The 19,535-nt window shown below is 59.5% G+C and carries 16 protein-coding genes and 1 riboswitch; of the genes, 6 read left to right on the top strand and 10 right to left on the bottom strand.

The features are described 5' to 3' along the window. Nucleotides 1–125: 125 nt before the first annotated feature. The 7 genes from gcvP to KW403_RS00695 all read right to left on the bottom strand — a co-directional run bounded on the left by gcvP (nt 126) and on the right by KW403_RS00695 (nt 7,822). The gene (gene gcvP, locus KW403_RS00725; protein WP_223020893.1) at nt 126–2,927 is read right to left on the bottom strand and encodes an aminomethyl-transferring glycine dehydrogenase; all 2,802 of its coding nucleotides are present in this window, start codon (nt 2,925–2,927) and stop codon (nt 126–128) included. A 9-nt stretch (nt 2,928–2,936) separates the two neighbouring features. Further along, a complete protein-coding gene (gcvH, locus tag KW403_RS00720; protein ID WP_223020892.1) occupies nt 2,937–3,305 on the bottom strand; it encodes a glycine cleavage system protein GcvH in 369 nt (122 codons plus the stop codon). Between the two features lie 7 nt (nt 3,306–3,312). Further along, nucleotides 3,313–4,416 carry a glycine cleavage system aminomethyltransferase GcvT gene (gcvT, locus tag KW403_RS00715; protein WP_223020891.1) on the bottom strand — a complete coding sequence of 368 codons (1,104 nt, stop codon included), beginning with the start codon at nt 4,414–4,416 and terminating at the stop codon, nt 3,313–3,315. Between the two features lie 148 nt (nt 4,417–4,564). Beyond that, a riboswitch (glycine riboswitch) is annotated at nt 4,565–4,663 on the bottom strand. 124 nt (nt 4,664–4,787) lie between these two features. After that, nucleotides 4,788–5,171, bottom strand: a complete 384-nt coding sequence (locus KW403_RS00710; RefSeq protein ID WP_223020890.1) for a helix-turn-helix domain-containing protein — start codon at nt 5,169–5,171, stop codon at nt 4,788–4,790. A 210-nt stretch (nt 5,172–5,381) separates the two neighbouring features. After that, nucleotides 5,382–6,221 (bottom strand): S-formylglutathione hydrolase, encoded by an 840-nt coding sequence (fghA, locus tag KW403_RS00705; RefSeq protein WP_223020889.1) that lies wholly within the window; start codon nt 6,219–6,221, stop codon nt 5,382–5,384. 4 nt (nt 6,222–6,225) lie between these two features. After that, nucleotides 6,226–6,732 (bottom strand): YaiI/YqxD family protein, encoded by a 507-nt coding sequence (locus KW403_RS00700; protein ID WP_223020888.1) that lies wholly within the window; start codon nt 6,730–6,732, stop codon nt 6,226–6,228. Beyond that, the gene (locus KW403_RS00695) at nt 6,695–7,822 is read right to left on the bottom strand and encodes an S-(hydroxymethyl)glutathione dehydrogenase/class III alcohol dehydrogenase (protein ID WP_223020887.1); all 1,128 of its coding nucleotides are present in this window, start codon (nt 7,820–7,822) and stop codon (nt 6,695–6,697) included. The genes KW403_RS00700 and KW403_RS00695 overlap by 38 nt, the downstream gene beginning before the upstream one ends. Nucleotides 7,823–8,018: 196 nt before the next feature. Here KW403_RS00695 and KW403_RS00690 point away from each other — a divergent pair, with 196 nt between their 5' ends. From KW403_RS00690 to dnaE, 3 genes are all read left to right on the top strand, one after another. Continuing rightward, nucleotides 8,019–10,031 (top strand): acetyl-CoA carboxylase biotin carboxylase subunit, encoded by a 2,013-nt coding sequence (locus KW403_RS00690; RefSeq protein WP_223020886.1) that lies wholly within the window; start codon nt 8,019–8,021, stop codon nt 10,029–10,031. A 14-nt stretch (nt 10,032–10,045) separates the two neighbouring features. Beyond that, nucleotides 10,046–10,732 carry an HAD hydrolase-like protein gene (locus KW403_RS00685; RefSeq protein WP_223020885.1) on the top strand — a complete coding sequence of 229 codons (687 nt, stop codon included), beginning with the start codon at nt 10,046–10,048 and terminating at the stop codon, nt 10,730–10,732. A 101-nt stretch (nt 10,733–10,833) separates the two neighbouring features. Next, the gene (dnaE, locus tag KW403_RS00680) at nt 10,834–14,358 is read left to right on the top strand and encodes a DNA polymerase III subunit alpha (RefSeq protein WP_246637841.1); all 3,525 of its coding nucleotides are present in this window, start codon (nt 10,834–10,836) and stop codon (nt 14,356–14,358) included. 60 nt (nt 14,359–14,418) lie between these two features. Here the strand turns inward: dnaE and KW403_RS00675 are convergent, their stop codons facing one another. After that, nucleotides 14,419–15,729, bottom strand: coding sequence for a DNA polymerase IV (locus KW403_RS00675; protein WP_223020884.1), 1,311 nt, complete (start codon nt 15,727–15,729; stop codon nt 14,419–14,421). A gap of 83 nt (nt 15,730–15,812) precedes the next feature. On the opposite strand from KW403_RS00675, the gene KW403_RS00670 reads away from it, so the two are divergent. Further along, entirely contained in the window at nt 15,813–16,388 is a 576-nt protein-coding gene (locus KW403_RS00670) for a GNAT family N-acetyltransferase (protein ID WP_223020883.1), read from the top strand. Nucleotides 16,389–16,455: 67 nt separating this feature from the next. Here KW403_RS00670 and KW403_RS00665 read toward each other — a convergent pair whose 3' ends face one another. Next, entirely contained in the window at nt 16,456–17,109 is a 654-nt protein-coding gene (locus KW403_RS00665; protein WP_223020882.1) for a hypothetical protein, read from the bottom strand. A 20-nt stretch (nt 17,110–17,129) separates the two neighbouring features. Continuing rightward, nucleotides 17,130–17,414 carry a DUF3572 domain-containing protein gene (locus KW403_RS00660; protein WP_223020881.1) on the bottom strand — a complete coding sequence of 95 codons (285 nt, stop codon included), beginning with the start codon at nt 17,412–17,414 and terminating at the stop codon, nt 17,130–17,132. Between the two features lie 225 nt (nt 17,415–17,639). Here KW403_RS00660 and KW403_RS00655 point away from each other — a divergent pair, with 225 nt between their 5' ends. Together KW403_RS00655 and KW403_RS00650 are read left to right on the top strand one after the other, a co-directional pair. Further along, a complete protein-coding gene (locus KW403_RS00655; RefSeq protein WP_065815141.1) occupies nt 17,640–18,011 on the top strand; it encodes a response regulator in 372 nt (123 codons plus the stop codon). Nucleotides 18,012–18,053: 42 nt separating this feature from the next. Then, nucleotides 18,054–19,418 carry a PleD family two-component system response regulator gene (locus KW403_RS00650; RefSeq protein WP_223020880.1) on the top strand — a complete coding sequence of 455 codons (1,365 nt, stop codon included), beginning with the start codon at nt 18,054–18,056 and terminating at the stop codon, nt 19,416–19,418. The last annotated feature ends 117 nt before the right edge of the window (nt 19,419–19,535 follow it).

The raw sequence follows: 19,535 nt of genomic DNA, 5'->3' as shown, positions 1-19,535 counted from the left end.
CTGTTCCGGTTCCGTTCGGAGCGTGTGGACGACGCTTTATCAGATAGCGCGGGCCTCAGCCAAGTGCATGCGGCAAAAAGAGCGATCATCTCCCCGGACAGGGGAGATGATCTGTGGTGTTGGGCTCAGCTGGCCAATGCCTCGATGGGCGGGCAGGCGCAGACCAGATTGCGGTCTCCGCTGACATTGTCGACACGGGAAACCGGCGGCCAGTATTTGGAAGCGGAGGCGAGCCCACCTTCGGGGAAGGCGGCTTCACTGCGGCTGTAGGGGCGTGTCCACTCGTCGCCCATCAGCTCCATCGCCGTGTGGGGTGCGTTGACGAGAGGATTGTCCTCCTTCGGCCATTGGCCCTTTTCAACCTTTGCTGCTTCCTCGGCAATGGAGATCATCGCCTGACAGAAGCGATCAACCTCGCTTTTTGGCTCCGATTCCGTCGGCTCGACCATCAATGTTCCCGCAACGGGAAAGCTCATGGTCGGGGCATGGAAGCCATAGTCGATGAGCCGCTTGGCGATATCGTCTACGGTGATGCCGGCACGATCCTTGAAGACGCGCGTGTCGAGAATGCACTCATGCGCGACCCGGTCATTGCGGCCTTTATACAGCACCGGATAGTACTCTTTCAGCCTGTGAGCAATGTAGTTGGCGTTGAGGATTGCCATTTCCGTCGCCCGTTTGAGCCCGTCTCCACCCATCATGCGGATATACATCCAGGTGATTGGCAGGATCGACGCGCTGCCATAGGGCGCGGCCGCCACTGCCTGATCGCTGCCCAGCGCCACATGGCCGGGCACGAACGGTTTCAGATGTGCCTTGACGCCGATGGGACCGACACCGGGCCCCCCGCCACCATGGGGGATGCAGAAGGTCTTGTGCAGGTTCAGGTGACAGACATCCGCGCCCAGATCGCCCGGACGGGCAAGCCCGACCATGGCGTTTAGATTGGCGCCGTCGAAATAGACCTGACCGCCATGCTCGTGGATGACCGTGCACATATCGCGCACGCCTTCCTCAAACACACCGTGGGTGGATGGGTAGGTAAGCATGAGAGCGGCAAGCCTGTCCGAATGTTCTGCCGCCTTGGCCTTCAGATCGTCCTGATCGATATTGCCATCTTCCGTGCAGCGCACGACCACCACCTGCATACCCGCCATGGAGGCGGATGCCGGGTTGGTGCCATGAGCCGAGGAGGGGATGAGACAGATGTCGCGACCGGTCTCACCACGCTCGGCATGGTAACGACGGATCGCCAGAAGACCTGCATATTCGCCCTGACTGCCGGCATTGGGCTGCAACGATACCGCATCGAAGCCGGTGATTTCCGAAAGCCAGCGGTCGAGATCGTCGATCATCCGGCTATAGCCTGCCGTGTGTTCGGCAGGAGCAAACGGATGCAGCCCTGCCACTTCCGGCCAGCTGACCGGCATCATTTCGGCGGCGGCGTTCAGCTTCATGGTGCAGGAGCCGAGCGGAATCATGGCGCGGTCGAGTGCCAGATCCTTGTCGGCGAGCCGGCGCAGGAAGCGCATCATTTCCGTTTCCGAGCGGTGGGCATGGAAGTCGGGTTGGGTGAGGAAGCCTTCGCCACGCGCCTTGGACGGAGCAAGGCGCGGTGCTTCATCCGGAAGCTGTGCGCCGAACAGGGCAGCAATGGCCGCAAGATCATCCTCATCGGTGGTCTCGTCGACATTGATGCCGATGCGATCCGCGTCGATCACGCGAAGGAGACGGCCGCCAGCCTCTGCTTTCTGGGCGATTTCCTTGGCCTTACCCGGAACGGTGGCGGTCACCGTATCGAAGATCGTGTTGCCCGCGAGCTTTATGCCGGCGGTTTTCAGCGCTGCATGAAGACGCCTCGCTCGCGCGTGGATGCTTTCGGCGATGGCCACGAGACCTTCCGGTCCGTGCCAGATGGCGAAGGCTGCGGCCATGTTCGCGAGCAGGGCTTGTGCGGTGCAGATGTTGGATGTCGCCTTGTCGCGGCGAATGTGCTGCTCGCGGGTCTGCAGTGCGAGGCGGTAACCCGGACGGCCATGTGCGTCGACCGACTGGCCGACAAGGCGGCCTGGCATCAGGCGTGTGAGCTTGTCGGAGACGGCGCAGTAAGCGGCATGCGGGCCGCCAAAGCCCATGGGCACCCCGAAACGCTGCATCGAGCCCACTGCGATGTCAGCTCCAAGCGATGCCGGCGTCTCGCTGAGCAGGAGACCGAGAGGATCGGCCACCATGATGACAATGGCGCCCTTGTCTTTCGCTTCTGAAATAAGCGCGCTGTGATCGCCATAGACACCATATGTATCAGCCCAAGGCACGATGAGGGCGAACGTGTCTTCGCCGATCGTGTTGCCGTCGACCTCTATGCCCAATGGTTCGGCGCGGGTGACGACCACATCATGCGTTTGCGGATGGAGTTCGCCAGCGAGTGCCAGCCTGTTGCGCTTGGAGCGATGGTGCCGCCAGGCAATGCCCACGGCTTCAGCCACTGCCGATCCCTCATCCAGCAGCGAAGCGGAGGCGACAGGTAGGCCGGTCAGTTCGGTCACAAGGGTCTGAAAGTGGAACAGAAGTTCCAGACGGCCCTGGCTGATTTCCGATTGGTAGGGCGTGTAAGCAGTGTACCAGGCCGGGTTCTCGAACAGATTGCGCTGGATGACCGGCGGCACTTTCACGCCGTGATAGCCGGTACCAATGAAGCTTTTCAGAACCTTGTTTTGGCGCATGGCGGCGCCGAGCTCAAAAAGAGCCTCAGATTCGCTGGCCGCAGGCGGCAGGTCGAGCGGTCGGTCGAGGCGTATGGAGTTTGGTACGGCCTGCGAAATCAACGTTTCCAGTGAAGGAACGCCGAGTGCTGCCAGCATGGATTTGGTTTCCTCGCCGCGGGGGCCGATGTGGCGTGCGGCGAAAGGGATTTTGTTCTGAGACATATTCGTTCCTCAGGCAATCGATGCCTTGTAGGCAGCTTCGTCCATGAGGCCTTCAAGCTGGCTCTCATCGGTGAGCTTCATTTTCCACAGCCAGCCATCGCCGGTGGGGGCGGAGTTCACGAGGGCGGGATCGCCGGTCAGGGCATCGTTCACCTCCGCGACTTCGCCATCGGCCGGTGCATAAACGTCAGATGCGGCCTTGACGGATTCCACCACAACGGCCGTGTCGCCCTTGGAAAGCGTGGCACCGGATTCCGGCAGTTCGACAAAGACCAGATCGCCAAGCTGTTCCTGCGCGTAGTCGGTGATGCCGACAGTTGCGACGCCGTTCTCGACTTTGATCCACTCGTGATCTTCCGTGAAATAGGTCTGGCTCATCTGGCTGTTATCCTTTTTTGTAGCGCTGCGGCGTGAAGGGAAGGGGATGGACGTCCAGTGCGATGCGGTTGCCGCGCACTTCGGTATAGAGACGGGTGCCGGGCTCGGAGAGCGATTTGGCGACATAGCCCATCGCCACAGGATGCCCCGCCGAAGGGCCGAACCCGCCGGAGGTTACGCGACCGACCATCTCGCCCGCCTCATTGATGAGCGGCGCACCGGCACGGACCGGCTGTCGGCCTTCAGGCTTCAGGCCGACACGTTTTTCGCTGGCGCCATCGGCGATGATCTCTTGCAAGGCCTGAGCACCGATGAATTTGCCTTCTGCGCGCAAAGCCTTCGGGACCGCCCACAGAATGGCTGCGCTTGCCGGATCGGTGTCTTCGTCAAGGTCCTGGCCATGCAGGCACAGGCCTGCTTCCAGCCTCAGGCTGTCGCGGGCGGCAAGGCCGACCCACTGCACCCGCTCGTCATCAAGCAGGGTGCGGACAAAGCGCTCCGCCTCATCAAGAGGAAGGGCAATTTCGAAACCGTCTTCGCCCGTGTAGCCCGACCGGGCCGCGAACCAGCCCGCGCGGGGCTCGGTACCGGTCATGAAGGTCAGATCGCTCAGATCGAGGCCTGCCGCAATCATGGCCGCTTCGGCTTCAGGGCCCTGCAGTGCGACGAGCACGCGCTCTAGCGGGGTGAGTGAAACCTTGAACGCGGTTGCAATGGCGCGGAAATGCGCTTCGTCCTTGTTGGCATTGCCGGCATTGGCAACGACCATGAAGCGGCTTTCGCCAAGGCGCGTGACAATCAGATCGTCGATGATGCCGGCGTTCTCATTGAGTAGAACGGTGTATTTCGACTGGCCTGGCTTCAGGGCTGCTGCATCGAGGGGACAGGCGCGAGACAGGAAGTCTGCGGCACCCGCGCCTTCGACTTCGAAAAGCTGCATGTGGGAAATATCGAAGAGCCCCGCGCTTTCGCGCGTGTGCAAGTGCTCTTTCATCACACCGGCAGGATAGGTCAGTGGCATGCGCCAGCCGGCAAATGTACCGAAGCGCGCGTTTGCATCTTCATGCAACGCTTCCAGCGGCAAATGTTTTTGGGGTTTCGTATCGCTCATCATTCCTCCAGAATCGCACGCATACCGCAGCTAGCGACATGTTCGTGCCCCTCTGTCGGAAGCCTGAGAGACTCGCGCAGTCGGAACCCTGTCGACCACGCTTACACCTTCGGCGCGGGGATTTCTCCCCGACTTTCCAGAGTGTCTTGACCCGTCTACGGTTCTTTTGCCTGAGAGATTTCGGGCGATTTCCCCTTCGGCGTCCGCTCCAGCATTTGCCGGTTTGGCTCTCTCCCGCAGACAGGCAGGGCTTCTGCCCTCGACGGCTGGAAACTAGCGCAGCCCGTCGGGTTTGTCACCTGCCATAAAGCTTGTGGCGCTCTTCGCCAGGACGGTTTCTGTGCACAAGCCGTGCGGTTTCGCCAACAAGGCTAGCCAGTGTTCCCTGCGCGGGAGAGATCGACTTCGATCTGAGCGATGAGCCGGTTTGTTTCGTCCTGAAGTTTGCGGATGCGTTTCAGATTGGCAGAAACGGCATTGACCAGTTCCGAGCGGCTTTCGTCGGCGGGCGAGACGCCCACGCCATGCAGCAACCAGGAAAGGCTGACATTCAACACGCCGGCAAGCATGGCCAGACGATTGGCGCGAGGTTGCGCCCGGTCGCTTTCCCAAGCCTGTATGGTTGCCGTTTTTACGCCCAGACGGCGGGCGAGTTCGGCGACCGGCAGCCCAGCCGCGTCACGGGCTCGAGAAAGGCGACCGCCCATAGTGTCGCGGTCGGGTGCATCGGAATAGATATGTGCGGTGTCCTGCATCGGTCGGCACCTCCCTTTGTCGATCACCTTGAGCTGGCTGGCCCCGCACGATAGGGCGGTTCTGCCACCATGAACATGACCGATGCGATGCGCCGGCACAAGTTCGCGTCAGTATGTCGGTCAGGATTGGGCCCTGAAAGCTTTTGGGATCCAATGTGTTAGGTGCAGAACATGGTGTTTTGATTCATCAAGTTGATGCGATGATTCAGGTCAGTCTGCGGCGAGGCGCCTTGCATGCCAGGCGAGATGGTTGTCCATAAAGGTCGAGATAAAGAAGTAGGAATGATCATATCCTTCACGCATGTTGAGCGTGAGCGGAATACCTGCCTCAGAGCATGCCTTGTCGAACAGCCACGGACGGAGTCCCTCATCAAGGAAGCCATCGGCTGAACCCTGATCGATCAGGAATTCGGAGAAGCGTGCGCCGTCGGCGACGAGCGCGCACGCGTCGTATTGGCGCCAGACTGTTGCGTCCGCTCCCAGATACTTCTCGAGCGCAGGTTTCGACCAGCCGGCCGTCGAGGGTTCTACGATGGGGGCGAAGGCGGAGCAGCTTTTGAACCGGTCAGTATTCTTGAGTGCGATGATCAGGGCACCATGGCCACCCATGGAATGGCCGAAAATGCTTTGACGATTCATGTCCGCCGGGAAATTTCCTGCGATCAGTGCCGGCAGTTCCTCGGTGATGTAGGAATACATGCGGTAGTTCTTGGCAAAGGGCTCTTGCGTCGCGTCGACATAGAAGCCGGCCCCCTTGCCGAACTGCCAGTTGTCCGGCTCATCCGGTACATTGTCGCCCCGCGGGCTGGTGTCCGGGCAGACGACGATCATGCCCAACTCGGCGGCCATGCGCCGGTATTCGCCCTTGTCCATGACATTGGCGTGCGTGCAGGTGAGGCCAGAGAGATACCAGAGCACCGGGCAGGGGCCATCTTCAGCTTGAGGGGGGACGAAGACGGCGAAGGTCATGTCGCATTGACAGGTCTCGGATGAATGGCTGTAAACGCCCTGAACGCCGCCATGCGAAAGGGCGGTGGAGACGGTTTTCATAGGTTCAGTCCTTTGATTCTTTCATAGCGCGCCGAACGGTGCGGTCGAGGGCCTGCAGGAAATCGGAGCGGTCGCGGGCGGTAAAGCCCGCATTGTACCCCTTGATCTCACCGGCTTCGCGCAGATCCTGCTTCAGGTTGCGCATGGCGACATCCATGCCGATGCTTGCGGGTGTGAAGGCCCGGCCCGTCGGGCCTAACACATGCACCTCCCGCTCAACGAGACGCGCGGCCAGCGGCACGTCCGCAGTGATGGCGACGTCTCCAGCCTCCGCATTCTCCACGATCCAGTCGTCAGCGGCATCAGCGGTGCCAGGCACCACCACATGGCGCACCATGGGATCGCGCGAAGGGCGCAGACCGCCATTGGAGACATAAACGATCACAAGCCCATGCCGCTCGGCGACACGGGCTGCTTCCTGCTTCACCGGACAGGCGTCCGCATCGACATAGAGGGTCGGCAAGGCTTCAGCCTCAGTAGACGACCACGGAACGGATGGACTCGCCCGCATGCATCAGGTCGAAGCCCTTGTTGATCTCGTCGAGTGCCAGCGTGTGGGTGATCATCGGATCGATGTCGATTTTGCCCTCCATATACCAATCGACGATTTTTGGCACGTCCGTACGGCCGCGCGCACCACCGAAAGCTGTGCCTTTCCATGTGCGTCCGGTGACGAGTTGGAAGGGGCGGGTGGAGATTTCCTGGCCCGCACCAGCCACACCGATGATGATGGATTCACCCCACCCGCGATGAGCGCTCTCCAGCGCCTGGCGCATAACGGTGACATTGCCCGTGCAATCGAACGTGTAATCCGCGCCGCCGATCTGGTCGGCTCCACGTTTGGTCATGTTGACGAGATAGGGAACGAGGTCTTCGCCGACTTCCTTCGGATTGACGAAATGCGTCATGCCGAATTTTTCGCCCCATTCCTTCTTGTCGTTGTTGAGGTCGACACCGATGATCATGTCGGCGCCGGCAAGCCGCAGGCCCTGAATGACATTGAGGCCAATGCCGCCGAGACCAAAGACGATAGCGGTCGCGCCGATTTCCACCTTGGCCGTGTTGATAACGGCTCCAACGCCCGTGGTCACGCCGCAGCCGATATAGCAGATCTTGTCGAAGGGCGCGTCAGGGTTGACCTTCGCCACGGCGATCTCGGGAAGAACGGTGAAGTTCGAGAAGGTCGAACAGCCCATATAATGATGGAGCTTTTCGCCGTTGATGGAGAAGCGGCTTGTGCCGTCCGGCATCAGGCCCTGGCCCTGAGTCGAGCGGATGGCGGTGCACAAATTGGTTTTTTGCGACAGGCAGGACGGGCACTCACGACACTCGGGCGTGTAGAGCGGGATCACATGATCGCCCTTCTTGAGGCTTGTCACACCGGGGCCGACATCGACGACCACGCCAGCGCCTTCATGACCAAGAATCGCCGGGAAAATGCCCTCGGGGTCGGCACCCGACAGCGTGAACTCGTCCGTGTGGCAGATGCCGGTGGCTTTCACCTCGATCAGCACTTCGCCTGCGCGCGGGCCTTCGAGATCGACCTCCATGATTTCCAGTGGTTTTCCTGCCTGGACGGCAACAGCGGCGCGGGTTTTCATGGACACTTCTCCTGCAATTCCGGAATCTCACCTGAAAGTTTCAGGAAACGCATCATGTCGCAAGCCCGATCAGATCACGGAAGGAAGGAAACTGGCAAAGCGGCTTCGCACACGACCGAGTTGCTAAGCGCTTGAGTGAGCGCGCGTCAGGTCATAGAACAGTGTCAAAGCTGCTCGTTGGGGGGAACCACCGTTCATGTTCAAGAAGATCCTCGTTGCCAATCGCGGTGAAATTGCCTGCCGGGTGATGAAGACAGCAAAACGCATGGGCATCGCCACGGTTGCTGTTTACTCGGACGCCGATGCGGACGCCGTGCATGTGGAAATGGCCGACGAGGCGGTGCATATCGGCCCTGCTGCTGCCAACCAAAGCTATCTGCTGGGCGATCGCATCATCGCTGCCTGCAAACAGACAGGCGCTGAAGCCGTTCATCCAGGCTACGGGTTTCTTTCAGAGAATGCTGCCTTCTGCGAAAAACTTGAGGCGGAAGGCATTGTCTTCATAGGTCCCAAGCCAAAGGCCATTCAGGCCATGGGCGACAAGATCACGTCCAAGAAGATCGCTGCGGAAGCCGGGGTTTCAACCGTTCCCGGTTTCATGGGACTGATCGACGATGCCGAGCATGCGGTGACGATTGCCGGTGAGATCGGTTATCCGGTGATGATCAAGGCATCGGCTGGCGGCGGTGGCAAGGGCATGCGGATCGCGTGGAACGATGATGAGGCGCGCGAGGGGTTCGAGCGCTCCAAATCGGAGGCGGCGTCATCCTTCGGCGATGACCGGATTTTTATCGAAAAATTCGTCGAGGAGCCGCGGCACATCGAAATTCAGGTGTTGGCCGACGCGCATGGTAACTGCCTCTATTTGGGCGAGCGCGAATGCTCCATTCAGCGCCGCAATCAGAAAGTGGTGGAGGAAGCGCCATCACCCTTTCTTGATGCGGAAACCCGCGTTGCCATGGGCGCCCAATCGGTGGCGCTCGCAAAAGCCGTTGATTATCAGAGTGCTGGCACGGTCGAGTTTATCGTCGACAAGAACCGCAACTTCTACTTTCTGGAAATGAACACGCGCCTTCAGGTGGAGCATCCGGTCACCGAACTTGTCACGGGGATTGACCTGGTGGAGCAGATGCTGCGGGTGGCGGCGGGAGAGGCGCTTTCCTTCAAGCAGGCCGACGTCAAGCTCAATGGCTGGGCGATCGAAAGCCGCATCTATGCCGAGGATCCGGTGCGCAATTTCCTGCCTTCCATCGGCCGGCTCACACGGTATCGTCCGCCTCAGGAAGGGCGTTTCGGGGATGCGGTGCTGCGCAATGATACCGGTGTCACCGAAGGCTCCGAAATCTCGATGTTCTATGATCCCATGATCGCAAAACTGTGTACCTGGGCGCCGGAGCGTCTCGATGCGATCAATGCCATGGGGGAGGCGCTCGACCGTTTTGTGATCGATGGGATCGAGCACAACATACCCTTCCTTTCCGCCCTGATGAGCCATCCGCGCTGGCGCGAAGGGCGGTTGTCCACGGGTTTTATCGCAGAGGAGTTTCCTGACGGCTTTGCTCCTCCTGCGCCCACGACGGGCGAGCGCACGGTGCTTGCCGCCGTAGCGCTGGCTGTCGAGCTTCTGCGGCGCGAGCGGCTGGACCGGCTGACCGGTCGCCTGGCCCCGCATTCGGGCGAACTGAAGCGCGACTGGCTTGTGCGGCTGGAGGACGACTACCTTTCCGTCAGCGTTGTCGAGGGTATGATCTCGATCCCGCTGGAAATGGACATTCAAATCGACGGCGCCGATCCGCAGACAGTGCGCTCCTCCTGGAGACCGGGCGAAGCGGTCTGGGAGGGAGAGGTGAATGGTCGCACTGTTGCGGTTCAGGTGCGCCCCATATTGAATGGCGTGCGCCTCGCCTGGCAGGGGGTGTCTGCAGATGTTCGTGTCATGCTGCCGCGCATTGCCGAACTGGATCGACTGATGCCGGTGCGCGAAGCACCGGACACGTCCAAAATGTTGCTCTGTCCCATGCCGGGGTTGGTCGTCTCCGTCGCCGTTTCGGAGGGGCAGGAGGTGAAGTCGGGCGAGACGCTTGCTGTCGTTGAGGCGATGAAAATGGAAAATGTCTTGCGTGCGGAGCGAGATGCTACCGTCTCCAAGATCAATGCAGCGCCGGGCGATAGTCTTGCCGTGGACGCGGTCATCATGGAATTCGAATAGGAGTTTTTTTCCGAATGGCGGAGAACACAAAGCGGGCAGCGGCGCTGTTCGATCTCGATGGTACGTTGACGAACCCGTTTACCGGAATTTCAAATGGCATCCGCCACGCGATGCAAAAAATGGGACGAGCCGCTCCTGACGATGATGCCATCCGTTCTCACATCGGGCCGCCTCTGCAAGTGACCTTCGCAGCCTTCCTGGAAACGGATGACGAAGCGCGGATCTGGGAAGCGGTCGGCCACTATCGTGAGCGCTATCAGGAAGTCGGAAAGTTCGAGAACGAACTTATTCCCGGGATCAAGGATGCCCTTATCCATTGCGTGGATGCAGGGTATTTTCTGTCCGTAGCGACATCGAAGATGGAGAGCTACAGCAGGGATATCATCGTCCATTTCGGCCTTTCAGAATATTTTCATGCCATTCATGGCTCCGCGCCCGATGGAACCAATTCAAACAAGGCCCACCTGATCAGGCATATTCTGTCGAACGAACCCATCGATCCATCAAAGGCCGTGATGATCGGAGACCGTCTTCACGATATCGCCGGGGGCAAAGCCAATGGAGTTCCGACAATCGGTGTGTTGTGGGGGTTTGGTGACAGGACCGAACTCGAAGAGGCGGGTGCGGTGTCTGTCGTTGAAAAGCCCAGCGAACTTGCGTCGGCGATTGACCGGGTTTTGGAAGTCGAACCTGCGGCTTGATCCCAGAAAGCCGTGCGATGCTCGCGCGCGGGCCTTTACCCGTTCCGCTGGATGCGGAACAATGACAGCCTGAGTCTTCATATACCGAGCGGCATCAATTCATGGCGAGCGACCGACGTTTGCGCGATCCGATCTTTGCGGCAGCAGAGCGTGAGAGAAACAGGCCCGAGCGGCCCTTCATTCATCTGAGGGTGCACTCGGCCTATTCGCTTCTCGAAGGCGCGCTTCCGCTTGGAAAGATCATTGGCCACGCGTTGAAGGACGAAGCGCCGGCAATCGCCATCACGGACACCAACAATCTGTTCGGGGCGCTGGAATTTTCGCAGAAGGCTTCCAAGGAAGGACTGCAACCGATCGTCGGATGCCAACTCGATTGTGCATTCGAGGATGCTCTGGCCGAGGCACGGCGCGGCAATGGCCGAAAATCTGGTGGAACGCAGTATGAACCGCTGGTTCTGATCGCGGCGACAGAACTTGGTTACGCCAATCTCGTCCGATTGGTGAGCCGTGCTTATCTGGAGAACGAACCGGGGGAAGCCACCCATATCACCACGGCATGGTTGTCCGAGCTGGCCGAAGGGATTATCTGCCTGACCGGAGGCCCGCGCGGACCGGTCGGTGCGGCGCTGAAGGCTGACCGTCCGGAGGTGGCCGAGCAGCGGCTGCTGTTTCTCAGAAACTGTTTCGGAAATCGCCTCTATGTGGAGTTGGAGCGGTTTGAGGGATACGACCGAGCTTTGGAAGCGGCCACGGTCGAGCTTGCTTACAGGCATGAACTGCCGTTGGTTGCCACCAATGAGGCATTTTTTCCCGCCCGCGACGATTATGAAGCCCATGACGCGCTGATCGCCATCGCGGAAGGGGCGGTCATCGCCATGGATGACCGCCGGCAACTCACTCCGGACAATTACCTCAAGAGCCAGGCCGAAATGGCACGGCTTTTTTCCGATCTGCCCGAGGCCATCGACAACACAATCGAGATTGCCCGGCGCTGTTCCTATTTCACGCAAACGCATCCGCCGATTCTGCCACGCTTTACGGGCGCGGACGCCGCCGATGCGGAAGCTGCTCTTCAGGCAGAAGCCGACGAGTTGCGGCGGCAGGCCCATGAGGGGCTGCAGCATCGGCTTGAAACACAGGGGTTGGCGGAAGGTTACACGCGCGAGACTTATGTCGAGCGGCTTGACTACGAGCTCGGCATCATCGAACGGATGAAATTCCCTGGCTACTTCCTGATCGTTGCCGATTTCATCAAATGGGCAAAGGCTCAGGATATTCCGGTGGGGCCGGGGCGTGGTTCGGGTGCCGGCTCGCTGGTGGCCTATGCGTTGACGATTACGGATGTGGATCCGCTGCGCTTCTCGCTGCTGTTCGAGCGCTTTCTCAATCCAGACCGCGTGTCGATGCCCGACTTTGATATCGACTTTTGCCAGGACCGCCGCGAGGAGGTGATCCGCTACGTGCAGGAGAAGTATGGCCGCGATCAGGTGGGGCAGATCATCACCTTCGGTACGCTGCAGGCCCGTGCTGTACTGCGCGATGTGGGGCGCGTGCTGCAGATGCCCTATGGGCAGGTGGACCGCCTGTGCAAGATGGTGCCGTCCAATCCAGCCAATCCCACCCCGCTGCCCAAGGCGATCGAGGACGAGCCGCGCTTTGCCGAGGAGGTGGAGAAGGAGCCGATTGTCGGTACGCTTCTCGACTATGCCCAGAAACTTGAGGGCCTTTACCGCCACGCCTCGACGCACGCCGCCGGCATCGTGATCGGTGACCGGCCGCTGTCGGAACTGGTGCCGATGTATCGAGACCCGCGGTCCGACATGCCGGTCACCCAGTTCAACATGAAATGGGTCGAGCAGGCGGGACTGGTGAAGTTCGACTTTCTTGGCCTCAAGACACTGACTGTTCTGGAAACGGCGGTGAAGCTCATCCGCCGGCGCGGGATCGAGATCGATCTGTCGCGCATTCCGCTCGATGATCCGGACACCTATGCCATGCTCTCGCGCGGTGAGACGGTCGGCGTGTTCCAGGTGGAATCGGCGGGCATGCGCAAGGCGCTGATCGGCATGAAGCCGGACCGGATCGAGGACATCATCGCGCTTGTGGCGCTTTACCGTCCAGGTCCGATGGAGAACATCCCGACCTACAATGCGCGCAAGCACGGCGAAGAGGAAATCGCCTCGATCCATCCCAAGATCGACCATCTGGTGAAGGAGACGCAGGGTGTCATCGTCTACCAGGAGCAGGTGATGCAGATCGCGCAGGAGCTCGCCGGCTACACGCTCGGACAGGCCGATCTTCTGCGTCGTGCCATGGGCAAGAAGATCCGCTCGGAGATGGAAAAGCAGCGGAGCATCTTCGTTGATGGTGCCACCGAGCGGGGCGTGAGCAAACAGGGGGCCGATTTCATTTTCGACCTTCTGGCCAAGTTCGCCGACTACGGCTTCAACAAGTCGCATGCGGCCGCCTATGCCATCGTCTCTTATCAGACGGCCTATCTGAAGGCGCATTACCCGGTCGAGTTCCTGGCCGCGTCCATGACCTACGACATGGCCAATACGGACAAGCTCAACGACTTCCGCCGCGACGCCATGCGGCTCGGCATTGAAGTGGTTTCGCCTTCGGTTCTGACATCGCATCGCCCGTTCGAAGTGGGCGAGAACAGGATTTATTATGCCCTGGCCGCGATCAAGGGCGTTGGCGACGCTGCGGTCGAGCACATCGTCGAAAAACGCAACGAGAAGCAGTTCGAGAGCCTTGAGGATTTCTGCGCCCGCATTGACCCGAAGATTGTTGGAAAGCGCGTCTTCGAAAGTCTCATCCAGGCCGGTGCCTTCGACTGTTTCGGACACGACCGCGCGGCTCTCTTTGGCGGCATCGACCGATTGATGGGCATGGCAGCACGCGCTGCGGAAGATGCCGCCATGGGGCAGGGCGACATTTTCGGGATGTCGGGTGGCGGCGAGCCACAGACAATACACCTGCCGACGGTCGAGCCATGGCCGGCTGCCGACAAACTTCACCGCGAGTTCCAGGTTGTCGGCTGTTATCTCTCGGCGCATCCGCTGGATGAATATGCAGAGATTCTGGAAAAGATGCGGGTGCAGAACTGGGGGGATTTCCAGGCTGCCGTGAAGCGTGGTGCCAGTGCCGGCCGCCTTGCCGGCACCGTTACGTCTAAACAGGAACGGCGCACGCGCACCGGCAACAAGATGGGCATCATCCAGCTTTCCGACGCTACGGGACAGTATGAGGCGGTGTTGTTCTCCGAGGCACTGGCGCAGTACCGCGACCTTCTGGAAGCAGGCTCCTCAGTGGTGATCATGGTGGGCGCAGAGAATAGGCCGGAAGGCGTCAATCTTCGCATCCAGGCCGTGCAGTCCCTGGAGGAAGAGGCCTGCCGCATGCAGAAGGCGTTGCGCATCTATCTGCGCGACCCGAAGCCGTTGGCCGCAATCTCATCGCAACTGACACAGCGCGGTGACGCCCAGGTCAGCCTCGTCGTCATCAAGGAAGGCGGGCAGGGCGAGATCGAGGTTGGTCTGCCCAACCGATACCGCATATCGCCGCAGATAGCAGCCGCGATGCGGGCTGTGCCGGGCGTCGTCGAGGTCGAACTCGTCTAAGTTCCGACAGCTTTCCTTCCCGACGGCTGAGCAGGGGCTGGTGCACATGTCTGCCAGCGGTCAGGTTTCTTCATCGCGCTGCGGACGGCCTGCGCGACCGTGACCGAATGTGTAGCCGGTTTCCACGGCCTGTTTGCCGAATTTTTCACGAAGACTGTCCATCGCGCCTTCTGCAAGCGCGCGTTTGTGAGAGAGACGGTCCACCAGATCGGGAGGATCGGCCTTGCCTGCATCCGTAAGGTCGCTCACACCGATGCCGAGGAGACGAAAGCGCGTGCCGTCAATCTCCCGCTTCAGCAGGTCCAGCCCCGTATGAAAAATCCGGTCGGCCAGGCGGGTAGGGTCTCCCAATTGCCGGTTGCGCGTTCGAATACGGAAATCGGTGGTTTTGAGTTTCAGGACAATCGTACGCCCTGCAATGTCTGCTTTCTTGAGACGTGTTGATACTCGCTCTGACAGTGCGCGCAGCACCGGAACCAGATCTTCAGCGCTTGAAAGATCGGTATTGAACGTGGTTTCCGAAGAAACACTCTTGGCCTCACCGCGCGGCTTTACGATACGGGCGTCCAGTCCGCGCGACAGATGATAAAGACGATCTCCCATGGTGCCATAGCGGCGCATGAGGTCGCCACGCTCCATGGTCTGTAGCTGTCCGATGGTTTTAAGTCCGTCCCGCGCCAATGTTGCGGCAAAAGCCTTGCCCACACCCCAGATGAGGGTGACAGGCTTTTGCGAAAGGAAGGAAAAAGCTTCTGCTTTTCCAATGACCGAGAAGCCCTTCGGTTTGTCCAGGTCGGAGGCAACCTTGGCCAGAAATTTGCAATAGGACAGCCCAACCGAAACGGTGATCCCGGCTTCTTCTTCCACTTGGCGAGCAAACCGTGCGAGCACCAGTGCGGGTGGAGCACCGTGAAGTTTTTCTGTGCCGGAAAGATCCAGAAAGGCCTCGTCAATCGAGATCGGCTCCACCATCGGAGTGAGCGCTTCCATCATCGAGCGCACCTGGCGTCCGACGCGTACATATTTCTCCATATCTGGCTTGATAACGACTGCTTCCGGACAGGCCTCAAGCGCTTTGAACATGGGCATGGCTGAGTGCACACCGTTGATCCTGGCGATGTAACAGGCCGTGGACACCACTCCCCGTTTTCCGCCGCCAATGATGACGGGTCTGTTACGCAACGCAGGATTGTCACGCTTTTCAACAGCGGCGTAGAAGGCGTCGCAATCGATATGTGCGAGGGAAAGGGCGTCCAGTTCCGCATGGACGAGCATACGTGGACTGCCGCACGACCGGCACCGCCTGGACGCCGTCTGCGCCGGACTGAGGCAGTCACGGCAAAGGCCGTGCGGGAGGGCGTTGACAGGCATGGCGGATCATGTGAACATAAAGTGAACATGCATATTACTGGAAACGCTGGCGCAGCACAAGCTGCGGCGTGGAGGTGTATTGGGTGACCCATGAAGTTGCACCTCTGACGTCGGATCTGTGGCTGATATTCGAGGATCTGTTTGGTAAGCAGGGCGCCTGCTACGGGTGTTGGTGCACGCATTTTCGGTTGCCGCCTGCGGTAAGGCGCGAGAACAATCGCGAGCGTAACAAGGATCACATCAAGGCTCGGATCGAGACCGGCCCGCCGCCCGGGCTGCTGTTGATCGAGAGCGGCCGTGCGGATGGCTGGATGCAGATCGGTCCGCGCGCGGACATTCCGGAGTGGAACAACAAGGGTAGGGTATCAGCACCGGTGGAGGATGGCGATGCCGGGGATCCTGGGGTCTGGGCAGTGTCCTGTTTTTTTCTCAGGCCTTCTGTGCGCCGGAAGGGGCTGTCGCACCAGCTTGTGGCAGCGGGGATCGACTATGCCCGTCATGAAGGTGCCCGCATTCTGGAAGCCTGTCCAATCACATGCTCCAAGGATGCGCGCTCCATCGGCCTTTTCGTGGGGGCGACGCGGGTTTTTGAAAAGGCGGGTTTCAAGACGGTTCTCGAGCGCAAGGTGGGGCGCCCACTCATGCGCTTGACCCTATGACACTGTAGCGTTTACCGGCATTACCATGCGCGGTTTCCCGCCTAATCGACGGCGGTGAGACGGTCAGCTAAAGGTTGAGCGCGCGCGCGATCTTTTCACCGGCTTCTTTCCAGTGTTCCACCACCGTAATGCCCTCGGGGATTGGCGGCATGAGCGCGCGGACGGAATTGTCGGCCATGAGATGAAAAAGATGAGCATCCTCAACCGTGTCGCGCACGGAGACGAGATTGTAATACATGTCATCAACGAAGGCGACGGGGCGGAGTTGATCTCCACGCAGGCGCTTGATTGCAGGACCCTTGGCGCGTTCAGTCGTCAGCAGCGGATAGTGCATTTCGAGTTGATCGAGCAATGTTCGCCGTGTCTGCCGATAGCGGTGCGGCATGGCGGTCAGAAGGACAACCTGACTTGCTTTGGACAGACGTGCGATGGTTTCGGAGGCATTTTCGGCGAGTTTCTGCCAATCATGCTGGACCTCGAAAAAGGCATCGACGAGCTGTGAGACCGCTTTGTCAGTGGCGCGATCACCGGAGGAAAGGTCAACGATGTTCCCGTTCAGGCCAAAATTCTCGAGCTTGAGTTCGAAGCCTCGGGTGCGCAGATATTCCGGAAACGGTCTGATGAACTCCAGGACCACGTCGTCGACATCGAGCACAAGCAGTGGATCATTGCTCAGGGATAGCTCGTCAATCTGCCTGGAGGTCTCAGGATCAATGGTCATGTATTCCGTCCAAAATCGTATCAAGGCTGGATGTCGTAGGATGTGTGGCCATGAGGCAGGAAGGTCGGCGCGCGCGCGACGACCTCAGGCGCGATGCCACTCTCCTCGGAAAAACGGAGCAGTGTCGGTTCATGCGCGAGGATGAACTGCAGAACCCCGTTCAAAAACCCCGGTTCGGCAGCCGCTGCGCGAATTTGATTTGCCTCGATGCCGGTGAGTGAGAGAAACCGGGGGAGGAGCTGATCATCTGCCGCTATAAATGCCAGGGCGGAAACGGCAATAGTCTCGGCTTCCTCTCGTTGCATGGTGGACCTTCTCCATTGGACATCAAAAGCCTTTGTGGCCGTTCGATCAGACGAATTGCGCACCAAGCCTGGGCCGCTATGCTGTAAAGCTACGATTCGCAGGCGCCCATTACCGATTCATAAATCAAATCGTGCAAGGGTAGTGCCCGAAATTTCGCGATTTGGTACGGTGTCGACGAGGGCAGGTGCCAAGCGGCGATGCGGGGTTGAGTGGGACGGGGTGAAATGTCGAAGAAGGTCATGATCGTCGAAGACAATGAGCTCAACATGAAGCTCTTTCGCGATCTTATCGAGGCAAGCGGTTATGACACCGTGCGGACCCGCGACGGGCTGCATGCTCTGGACCTCGCCCGTGAGCATCGCCCCGATCTAATTCTGATGGATATTCAGTTGCCGGAGGTTTCGGGCCTTGAGGTCACGAAATGGCTCAAACAGGACGATGATCTCCATACGATCCCCGTAATTGCGGTGACGGCCTTCGCAATGAAAGGCGATGAGGAGCGTATTCGCCAGGGCGGCTGCGAGGCCTATATCTCGAAACCCATTTCCGTGCCGAGTTTCATAGAAACGATCAAATCCTATCTGGGGGATGCCTGATGTCTTGGATGGCTTCCCGAAGACATTCGTGAGGAGCCGGCCATGACCGCGCGCGTTCTGGTTGTCGACGACGTCGCTTCCAATGTGAAACTGCTCGAAAGCCGGCTTATGGCGGAGTATTTCGACGTCGTCTGTGCCTATAGCGGCGCAGAGGCGCTCAAAATCTGCGCTGATGGAAAAGTGGACGTCGTCCTGCTGGACGTCATGATGCCGGAAATGGACGGATTCGAGGTTTGTAGCAGGCTGAAATCAGACAATGCCACCCAACACATACCGGTTGTCATGCTGACAACGTTGGGTGAAACACCGGACCGGGTGCGAGGTCTACAAGCCGGTGCTGACGACTTCCTGTCGAAGCCGGTCGACGATCTCCAGCTGGTCACAAGGGTCAAAAGCCTTGTTCGTCTGAAAATGCTTACGGATGAATTGCGTCTGCGCACCGAGACGATCGACAATCTGGGGTTTGCACCGGGGTTGGAGGGGGACCGGCGCGGCCTGCCTACTGTTCTGTTGATTGACGAAGATGCCCGGTCTTCTGCAGCGATTTCCGGCATGTTGCAGGAACGCTTTTCACTCGACGTCGAGGACGATCCGCAGGCGGGTTTGTTTCGAGCGGCAGAAGGCGGTTATGAATGCGTTCTCGTTACCTCCAGTTACGCTTCTTACGATCCGCTGCGGCTTTGTGCTCAGTTGCGGGCGCTGGACCGCACCCGACTTCTGCCGGTGATGCTGGTGGTTGATAGGAATGAGGAAACACTGATTTCCAGGGCGCTGGAACTGGGCGTGAACGATTACATCGTTCGTCCCATCGACGAACAGGAGTTGCAGGCGCGTCTGCGCACACAGCTGCGACGCAAGCGCTACAACGACCGCCTGCGCTCAAGTGTCAGCCAGAGTTTTCGAATGGCGGTCACTGACCCGCTGACAGGACTTTACAATCGCCGCTATCTGGACACGCATCTGCCAAAGCTTCTGGCGCGCGCTGTCGCCCGGCGACGCCCCCTATCGGTGATGATGGTCGATATAGACCGGTTCAAGGTGATCAACGACCGTTGGGGTCACCCCAGCGGTGACGATGTGCTGCGCGAGTTTGCCGACCGATTACGTCAGAACATCCGTGGTATCGATTTGATTTGCCGCTTCGGGGGCGAAGAGTTTGTTGTGGTGATGCCAGATACCGAACGCGACATGGCGGAGAAGGTGGCCGAGCGTTTGCGCGCCGCCATTGCCAGTGAGCCCTTCACGGTCGACAGAGGCAAGAATGCGATTGCCGTTACGACCAGCGTGGGGGTTGTCGGCTGCAGGAACGGCAACGTTGATCCGGCCGAACTGATAAAGCGCGCGGACATTGCGCTTTATGATGCGAAGAGCAAAGGCCGTAACCGCGTTGTGGCGTCCGCAGCCTGAATTTGGCACTTACCACCGCGCCTGTTTGAACCGCAACGAACACGGGCTTGCAATCATGCGGCCGTTCTCCGCAGTCGCAGTAATCCATGGTGGGGCTCGGTTACGGCACAAGCACGA

The organism is Nitratireductor kimnyeongensis (assembly GCF_019891395.1).
Classification (GTDB): Bacteria; Pseudomonadota; Alphaproteobacteria; order Rhizobiales; family Rhizobiaceae; genus Nitratireductor; species Nitratireductor kimnyeongensis.
Note: the sequence above shows the minus strand (reverse complement) of the source record. Positions and strands in the feature narration are given on the sequence as shown.